This window comes from Vibrio sp. R11-SG3-ISO9 (assembly GCF_059834255.1).
This window is the reverse complement of sequence record NZ_JCBDGU010000025.1, coordinates 159,974-168,728: the sequence shown is the minus strand read 5'-3', so window position 1 is coordinate 168,728 and position 8,755 is coordinate 159,974. Positions and strand designations below refer to the sequence as shown.

At 44.1% G+C, this 8,755-nt stretch carries 9 protein-coding genes; 7 read left to right on the top strand and 2 right to left on the bottom strand.

What is annotated here, in order from left to right; translation table 11 throughout:
• The 7 genes from AC6R05_RS08075 to AC6R05_RS08045 form a co-directional block, all read left to right on the top strand.
• Window positions 1–265, top strand: a 265-nt coding sequence (locus AC6R05_RS08075) for a GNAT family N-acetyltransferase (RefSeq protein WP_500647093.1), incomplete at its 5' end; no start/stop codon positions are given.
• Between the two features lie 325 nt (window positions 266–590).
• On the top strand, window positions 591–803 hold the full coding sequence (locus AC6R05_RS08070) for a hypothetical protein (RefSeq protein ID WP_500647092.1): 213 nt from the start codon (window positions 591–593) through the stop codon (window positions 801–803).
• A 42-nt stretch (window positions 804–845) separates the two neighbouring features.
• Window positions 846–1,034 carry a hypothetical protein gene (locus AC6R05_RS08065; RefSeq protein ID WP_500647091.1) on the top strand — a complete coding sequence of 63 codons (189 nt, stop codon included), beginning with the start codon at window positions 846–848 and terminating at the stop codon, window positions 1,032–1,034.
• Window positions 1,035–1,216: 182 nt separating this feature from the next.
• A complete protein-coding gene (locus AC6R05_RS08060; protein WP_500647096.1) occupies window positions 1,217–1,597 on the top strand; it encodes an RDD family protein in 381 nt (126 codons plus the stop codon).
• A 126-nt stretch (window positions 1,598–1,723) separates the two neighbouring features.
• A complete protein-coding gene (locus AC6R05_RS08055; protein WP_500647090.1) occupies window positions 1,724–2,311 on the top strand; it encodes a hypothetical protein in 588 nt (195 codons plus the stop codon).
• Window positions 2,312–2,630: 319 nt separating this feature from the next.
• A complete protein-coding gene (locus AC6R05_RS08050) occupies window positions 2,631–3,239 on the top strand; it encodes a sugar O-acetyltransferase (RefSeq protein ID WP_500647089.1) in 609 nt (202 codons plus the stop codon).
• 127 nt (window positions 3,240–3,366) lie between these two features.
• Window positions 3,367–4,032 carry an HAD family hydrolase gene (locus AC6R05_RS08045; protein ID WP_500647088.1) on the top strand — a complete coding sequence of 222 codons (666 nt, stop codon included), beginning with the start codon at window positions 3,367–3,369 and terminating at the stop codon, window positions 4,030–4,032.
• Between the two features lie 120 nt (window positions 4,033–4,152).
• Here the strand turns inward: AC6R05_RS08045 and AC6R05_RS08040 are convergent, their stop codons facing one another.
• Both AC6R05_RS08040 and AC6R05_RS08035 read right to left on the bottom strand, forming a co-directional pair.
• Window positions 4,153–5,673, bottom strand: a complete 1,521-nt coding sequence (locus AC6R05_RS08040; protein ID WP_500647087.1) for an efflux transporter outer membrane subunit — start codon at window positions 5,671–5,673, stop codon at window positions 4,153–4,155.
• A gap of 11 nt (window positions 5,674–5,684) precedes the next feature.
• Window positions 5,685–8,750: an efflux RND transporter permease subunit gene (locus AC6R05_RS08035; protein WP_500647086.1), complete on the bottom strand. Its 3,066-nt coding sequence runs from the start codon at window positions 8,748–8,750 to the stop codon at window positions 5,685–5,687.
• Between the last annotated feature and the right edge of the window lie 5 nt (window positions 8,751–8,755).

The following is an 8,755-nucleotide window of genomic DNA, read 5'->3' as shown; positions in this document are numbered from 1 at the left end:
CTATGTAGAAAACGTAATTGGGCATATTGGCTACGAAACAAGGCCTACAGCTCGAGGAAAAGGAGTGGCTCCCTTTCTATTGGCGTGGGTTCGAGACAACGCCATCACGGAGTCGGCGATAGTCACGTGTTCAGTTGATAACCCAGCTTCTCAAAAAGTGATTGAGAAATGTGGTGGCGAATATCTTGGCAGTTATACCGCCGAAATAGAAGGGACGGTTAGGCGCTATCGCTTAACACAAGCTGCCTCTATGATGGAGAACTGATTCAATACGCTTGGTATTTGGTTTTGAGCGGCATATTACAACTATGACACAAACGTAATCCAGTCAGCACCGCTAAGCGCAACTAGACTTAACTTCGAAGCCTGCAATTCTGAGATGGATTGCAGGCTTTTTTGTGCTTGGTGACCTCGTGTGCTGAACCTAAAGGTGTAGAAACTTCATTTTGTGATTTGAACTTGCTTTTGTATTTATAAATTACTGATATTTCATAAATAATGGTGATAAAGTTCACCTCATATGCAACAGGTGTTTCTGCGTGAAAAATCGATCCAGATAGTAAAAAGGCATTCTATCCAAGGAGGTAGGGATGATAATCAAAAGAGATAATCAGCAATCATTACAAGATGGGAGCTTGGGTATATATGATGTAGCTGAACTCGTTGATAGCTTGAATTACCTCTCTTTTCCTCCTTCGTGTGACCCTGTTGAGGATTTTGGTGATACACACCAAGAGGTGCTGGAGCAAATGTTAAAGATGCAGGAATCTGCAAATCAACTTCATGCCAGAGGCGAGTTCTAATCAGTCGTACGCGCACAAAATGAAGAATATAAAGAATTTTCAATGAGCGTTGACGGAGTAGAGGTTGGTTTCCGTTTACTCAATGGACAGATATCTAGCCGCTGCGATGTAGAAAAATACAAAAAGCAGCTTTTTGAAATGGCAGATACCCTGAATGCCACTCTTTACGACAGTGTAGGTACCAAGGTCAAAAAGCAGAAGAAAGGTATCTTAAGTTTCTTAGGCTTATAGAATGTAACCACCATTGTCTGCGCTCGTTTTAGGCAAGAAAGCGAACAGCAGTGAATTTTAAAGAGGAGAATTTCTAAGTGAGAGTAGAGCCACAACTCGGTGACCTCGATGGAATTGCAACTAATCACCCAAATGTTGTTCAGCACATTGAATATTCAACTCCTGAACAACAGAGGTTAATTATGCCTTTGGCTAGCCCAGGAAGACGTTACCTATGTCAAATGATAGATCTGATCATTACGTGGGTAATATTCTTGTTAGTGTTGTCTTTGTTTAATTTTGTAGGGGCGTCTAGGGACCACACTGATTTGGTCTCAATTTCGGTGGCAGCAATTTATCTCGTCTTTTCAGATTCGTTACCACGAGGACAAAGTCTCGGAAAAGTCATTTTAGGAATGTCGGTAATCGACAAGGACTCTGGTAACTATTGCTCCATTTGGCAGTCTTTCGTTCGAAATGTCATGAATCCAATCATAGGTCCTATTGACGCGATATTTATCCTATCTAGAAAGCGTCAGAGAATCGGTGATTTAACAGCTAATACGATTGTCATTAGAAGATAACGCTCTAAAGGCCGAGTTATGAAAATGGTCATTATTTAAGTCGAATATATTGTTCGATTTTTGCTATATCCACAGAAATTAGTGTTCTAGCTAATTAAAAATTAAGAGTAACGATTAAGGTTTTCCATGAATAATATGAAGCTGATGCTTGGACCAAGCGTCTTCCTACTACTTGTGATTTTCTCAGTGATTTCGGCAGCTGTCGGAGCTCCAGCGATGCTAATGTATTTGTTGTTAGTCAAACTTCTATACGCTTTTATTGTGTCTATGGTTGTTGAGAACTGGAGAAAGAAAGATGTCGCGCTCGTTGAAACCTCCGAGACAAGATGGAGCGTTAACATAAACGGAATCCCTGTGAATGATGTAAGTAATGCGCTTTTTAACTTACATTTCAAGAATGAAAGGGACCTTCGTAGCGCTTTTTTAAAACTACTATTTCCAAAAGTTGTTGTAACAGTTGCATTAATGTTCATGGCATTCATAAACATTGTAGAAGCCTATCAACCAGGAGCTATTTCTCCTTTTATTGTCTTTCATGTAATCGTGGCATGTTATGTGACTTTTAAAATGACGAAGTTATTGGGTTTATTGGTCGGAATCAACGCCTCTAAGTGGTACTTACATAATCTTGATTTTGGTACCCATACTTATTACTCAGCCTATACAAAGCAAGATAACTCCCTTGAGCCCTATCTTGTAAAAGTCTTTGATTAGTAGGCGTATCGCCAATTTGGCCTTGTATTCAAATTTTTCCAATCCATTTACAAGCTATTTACGAACCCTTGTGGTGTCACAAATCGATGATGAATTTGGTCATAGATGGCGTAAAAAGTTGGTATCGGCGCTAGCGAAATCCTAATGTAGTGGCGAATTTTGAAGTGTTTTTGTTTTGTATCAGGAATCTGAATGAACGTCTGCTAGAACATATATTACGTTTATCCTGAGTCTTGTTTTGATGCTTATGAAACGCTTCAAGCTACTCATATATCGATATATTTATACCGCTTTAGGTCACTATCAAATAGGTTGAAACATGGATATAAAGGCAAAAATGCACAGCCAAGAGGTTTACTACTGTGATGACGTCGATCTGGTTGCCGAGCAAACACAGTGCTTAGAGGTGCTTTACGATTTTAATCACACTCGCCCGAGTGAAGGCGACAAGCGACAACAGATTATGAAGCAACTGTTCGCGGAAGTAGGGACGGATTGTTACATCGAACCGCCACTGCACGCGAACTGGGGGCGCCACACGCATCTCGGCAACAATGTATATGCGAATTTCAACCTAACGCTTGTGGATGACACAGACATATTTATAGGTGACAACGTGATGATTGCACCTAATGTAACCATTGCAGCAGGCACACATCCGATTAGCCCTGAACTGAGGCTCAAAGCAGCACAGTTCAATGTTCCAGTTCGCATCTGCAATAACGTATGGCTTGGCGCACACACGGTTGTATTACCAGGTGTAACTATTGGTGAGAATTCAGTGATTGGCGCTGGCAGTATCGTAACAAAAGATATTCCAGCTAATGTTGTCGCGGTAGGTAATCCTTGTAGAGTGCTACGAGAAATCAATGAAGATGACCGTGAGTACTACTATCAAGGTCGTCGTATTCCTGAAGAATTAAAGTAGAGCAAAGAAACAAAAATGCGGCTGGCGTTATCTCACTAAAGCCGTATTTTTGCCATAACAATGAATCAATACATATGGCACTTGTTTGGATTTTAAGTCATGGATTAGTCCCCACACAAGATAATAAATGGAGGCAACGTTGAAAGATTACAAAGTATACCTGTTCGACATGGATGGAACATTGGTTAACTCAGAACCGCTGAAAGGTAAGGCGCTTGCGATGGCATGCGCTGATTATGGATCGATCGTGGACCACAATATCTATAAAGGTGTGATGGGCGAAAGCTGGCAAGTGGTCACAGGGCACTTCTTTCATCATGCCCAAATTTCACCGGAGTTAACGGAATTTAATCGCTACTTTCGAGCGCACTATGAAGAGTTACTTAGAGTCAGCCTTGAATTGAATTCTGGAGCAAAAGAGTACGTAGAGGCGTTGAAGAAATCAGGTAAAACCTGCGGCGTCGTGAGCTCAGCAGCTACTTGGATGGTGGAAAATATTTTGGCGTCGTTGGAGTTAGAGAATCTTTTTGATCTAGTGATTACCCAAGAACACGTTACCAAGCATAAACCAGATCCTGAAGCCTATGTTCTTGCACTTGAAAAACTTAATGCCTCGCCAGAGCAGACCGTTGTGTTTGAAGATTCAAATGCAGGTGTTCTTGCAGGCAAAGCCAGTGGCTGCGATGTTATCGCTATTGAGCACGACTTTAATGGCAAGAACGATCTTAGTGGTGCTATCGCCAATATCCAATCATACAATGAGTTACATGAACAGTTGATGGTACCGAGTTAGTTGGAATCTTGTAACGCAAGGCGTTTACCTAACGGTGAACTGGATAGCACAATGATTTACTCAAAATCAGAGCCTTAGAAAAATACCGCCTAATGTCAGGCGGTATTTTTTGAGTTGTGATTAATTGTTCGCTGCGAGTTCAAGAGTATTATTAGTTGATTGACTTTCTACCTTTGGTTTATCCGTCACGACTTTCCAATCACCACCAAGTGACTTATAGACAGCAATCGCGGTATTGGCCGTTTGTAGTTTGGCGGCGACTTGTCTGTCTTGCATCATCTTCTGTTGGCGCTGCGCATCGAGTACGGCTAGGTAGTCAACAAGTCCTGCTTTGTAGAGGGACTTAGCTTTACTTACCGCTTTATCAACGGCGAGAGTTGCTTCGTCAATATGTTGCTGATTTTGTTGGCTTCTTCCATAAGCGAACAGTGTTGAATCTACCTCTACAAATGCGCTATCAACAGCGTGCTGATAGTTCAATGCGGCAGATTTAAATCGTGCTTCATTCATCTCTACCAGTGCTTCACCGCGTCCACCATCGAAGACATTCCAGCTTATCCCTGCGGACGCTGCCCAGCCAAAGGAGTCGCTGCTGGATAGGTCATCAAAACTTCCAGCGGTAACACCTGGCGTTCCGGTTAGGAAGAACTTTGGATAGCGGTTAGCGATACTTGCCCCTAGATCTTCGTTAATTGCTGCCATCTCACGCTCGGCAATTTGAATATCTGGGCGTCGCGTCAACAATTCCGATGGAAGCCCTGTAGGGATAACACCTTTAAGTCTTGGTAAGGTGAAGTCGTCTTGCAGTTGAATTTCTAGTTCAGTTAGGGAAGTGCCTAAAAGAACGGCCATTCTCTGCTTGTGGACCTGCTCTGCGATCTCAAGTTGAGGCGTGATGGACTGTGTCGCTGCGAGCATCGCTTTCGCTTGTGCCAAATCGAGCTCTGAACCATAGCCACTGCGAACAACTTTCTCGACTAAGTCTAGGGTCTGTTTTTGATCTTCGATGTTCTCTAAAGCGATTGCTTTACGTTCTTGGGCTCCTCGATATTGCAGGTAATTATGAATAAGATCGGCTGTCAGCAGAGTATTTAAGCCTGATTGCAATATCTCGGCTTGTTCGACTCGAATCGCTGCCGCTTCTGCTTGGCGGTCTATTCGTCCGAAGAGATCCGCTTCCCATGCGATGCTGGCACCAAGAAAACCACCATCATGTTGCGCCTCAAGCAGTGACATGCCCGTAGCAGACTCGACGGCATCTGATGCACCAAACACAGGGCCTAGCAGTGAGTCGTTCTCACTAAGCTGATAGTTGTAATAACCCGCACCGATGTTAACGGTGGGCACTTTGAATGACTCCACCACACTCTTATAAGAGTTAGCCATTTTGATGCGCTCAGCCGCCACTTTAAGCGTGGTGTTGTCGCTTTGTAGCTGAGTAACCAGTTGGTTTAAAACTGGGTCATTCAGTTGTAGCCACCAGTGTGATCGCGTTACTTGTTGGCTATCTTCCGAATAGAGATAGGTTTCAGCCATTGTAGTTTGTGGCGCTTGATAATCTGGGCCAACTGCACAACCATCCAACAACAAAGAGAGCGCGACTGGTGCTAGATTCCATGGTTTTTGTGAAATGAAAGACATCATGGCGCTCCTTATTGCTTAGCTTCAGAAAGAGATGCGTTTTCTTGTGAGAAAGAGCGAATCTCTTGAGTTCGATAAAAGATCTTGTACAGCGCTGGCATCACAAACAGTGACAGTACCGTTGCCGCGGCTAGCCCCCCAATGATGGTCGCTGCCATCTGGTCAAACAATAAGTCTGTAAGTAGCGGAATCATGCCGAGTGCGGTAGTTAATGCACCCATAGAAATTGCCATAGTTCGGTTTACGGTTGCTTCTTTAATGGAATCCGATAATGAAAGACCGTTACTGCGCTCTAGCTCAATTTGGTCCATAAGTACGATGCCATTTTTGATGATCATACCGGTTAGGGTGACCGCACCAATCAATGCCATGAAACCAAACGGCTTATCCAGCAGCAGCAAGCTAAAGGTTGCACCTGTTGCTGCCAACGGAAGAGTGGTTAGAATAATCACCGGTTGTTTGAAACCGTTAAACATGGCTACCAAGATGATCACCATCAGCAACATTGCTTTTGGTAGCTGTTTTAGAATGTCGCTAACCGCTTTGTGTTCATCGTAGTATTCGCCCCCCCATTCAAGCTGGTAACCTACTGGCAATTCAATGGCTTCAATTTGTGCTTTAACGTCATTTCTCACTGCCGCTGGCGTTGTGTATCGGCCAACACCTGCTTGAGCTGTAATAGTTTTGACGCGGTCTCTACGCCAGATCATGGTCTCTTCACTGGTCATCTCAAAACCATCAATCACCTGACCAAGTGGCACGCTGTGTAGGCCGAGTAGGGAATTGACGGGTAAAGTTTCAAGCGACTCTAGTGAGCGCTCGACGCCACGAACTTGGATTGTCACCAACTCATCATTGAGATTCATGCGGCCAATCGGCATGCCCTCTGAAGCACGCTTAAGGGCGAACGCAATGTCTGCGCGGTTGATACCTGCTTGACGGCTTTTTTCTTGATTGATGATAGGCTGTAGCACCTTGCTCTGTTGTCGCCAATCATCACGTACATACTTGGTATCTGGATGAGCTTCCAATATCACTTTTGCTTGGTTTGACAGCTCGTGTAGTACTGCGATATCAGGTCCAGAAAAACGCGCCTCGACACTAAATTTGTCTGATGTCGCTAACTTCAAACCACGGAATCTTGGGTCTGCTTGTGGGAAGGTTTGAGCTAGCCATTTGTCGCCACGAGCAATGAGCGAACTTAGCGACTCGTAGTCTGTTGCGTTAATCAGAATCTGACCATAAGCTGGATCAAACGGTTCTGGTTCAATCGTTACTGAGAATCGAGGTGCACCAGCGCCGACATAGGTAGAGAGATCGACGACTTCTGGTTGCTCTAGTAACCAAGATTCGATTTTCTTCATATCGTCTGAAGTCTGTTCAACTTTCGCGCCATTCGGTAGCCAGTAGTCCAGGAACAGAATAGGGCGATCGGCTTGTGGGATGAAGTTGATAGCGATTTGAGGAATTGCTAGTGCAGTCACTGCGATCAATGGCAGTAATGCACTGAGAGCCTTGAATGGATTATCTACCGTCCAGTTGACGCTCTTGCGATAGAAGCTCTCTTTGGTTTGCTCTTTTTGCCGACTCGGCTTAATGAACATCCAACACATAAGAGCAGTGAAAGTCATAGCTACAAACCAAGACAATAGCAAAGACGATGCAATGATAAGGAACACCGAGCCCGCAAATTCAGCCGCATCCGTCTTTGAGAAAATAACTGGGCTAGCACCCATAATTGCGATGACTGTCGCACCAAGAAGTGGCGTGGCCGTCTCTTTAACTGAATCAATTGCCGCTTTCGTTCTATCGATGCCACGGTTGATTTTGACAATCATCATATCCGTAATAACGATCGCATTATCAACCAGCATACCCAAGGCAAGAATGAAGGTACCTAATGAGACACGATGTAGATCGATACCCGCCAAGTTCATATAGATAAGAGTCAGCAAAATAGTAAGCAACAAACTAGAACCGACGATAGTCGCACTCTTGATGCCCATGAAGATAGATAAGACGATAAATACAATCGCAACACTCTCTAGTAGGTTGTTTACGAAGTTGTCGATCGATTTTTGAACCTCGTCAGGTTGGTTAGCTACCGTCGCGATTTCGACACCAAGAGGGAGTGAATTTTGGAAGTCAGACACGATTCTATTAATGTGATCGCCCAGCGATACAACGTTCACACCAGAGACAGGGCTCATCGCTAGCGTTACAGCTGGCACGCCGTTGTAGCGGTTTTCCGTCATTGTAGGTTCTTGATAACCCATAGTGATATCAGCAATGTCGCCTAGGCGAATAAGACCAGTACCTAATTCACTGATTCCGCCTTTTAGCATCAGGTTTTTAATGTCGTCTATGGAGCCAAATTCACTGGATTGTTCGATGCGGATTCTCTCATTTGAAGTCGCAAACCGTCCTGCATCGAAGGTGGTGTTTTGAGTATTAAGCTGGTTCCAAACTTGGGAAATCGACAATCCATATTGAGCTAAGCGCTCATCAGGGATATCAATGTACACAACGCGTGGTTGCACGCCATGAAGCTCGACTTTTTTAATTCCGTCGACGGTCTTAATGCGACGCTGTAGCTCTTCTGCGTATTGGCGTAGCTCGTTTGGTGTCGCATCTTGGCTGTAGATTGAAAACAGCATGCCGTAGACTTCAGAGAACTCATCTTGAACCACACTGATTTGTGCGGTTGAAGGGAGTAGAAGCTTCATGTCAGATACTTTACGTCTAAGTAGATCCCATTCCTGCGGCAGAGCCTCTGAGTTCAATGACTCTTTAAGATCGACAAACACCATCGACATACCCGGGCGAGAAAGTGAACGCAGTCGATTAAGTGTGGCCATTTCCTGAAGTTTAGTTTCAACGGTATCAGTGACTTGTTGTTCTACCTCTTCTGCTGAAGCGCCAGGGTACAGGGTAACAACAACCGCTGTTTTAACAGTAAAACTTGGGTCTTCAAGTTTGCCGAGATCAAAATAAGAGTAGAGACCAGCGATCACACTGAGCGCAGTGAAAAAAAGCACAAAGGTGCGTTGTTTTATGGCGAAATCCGCTAAATTCATCACAG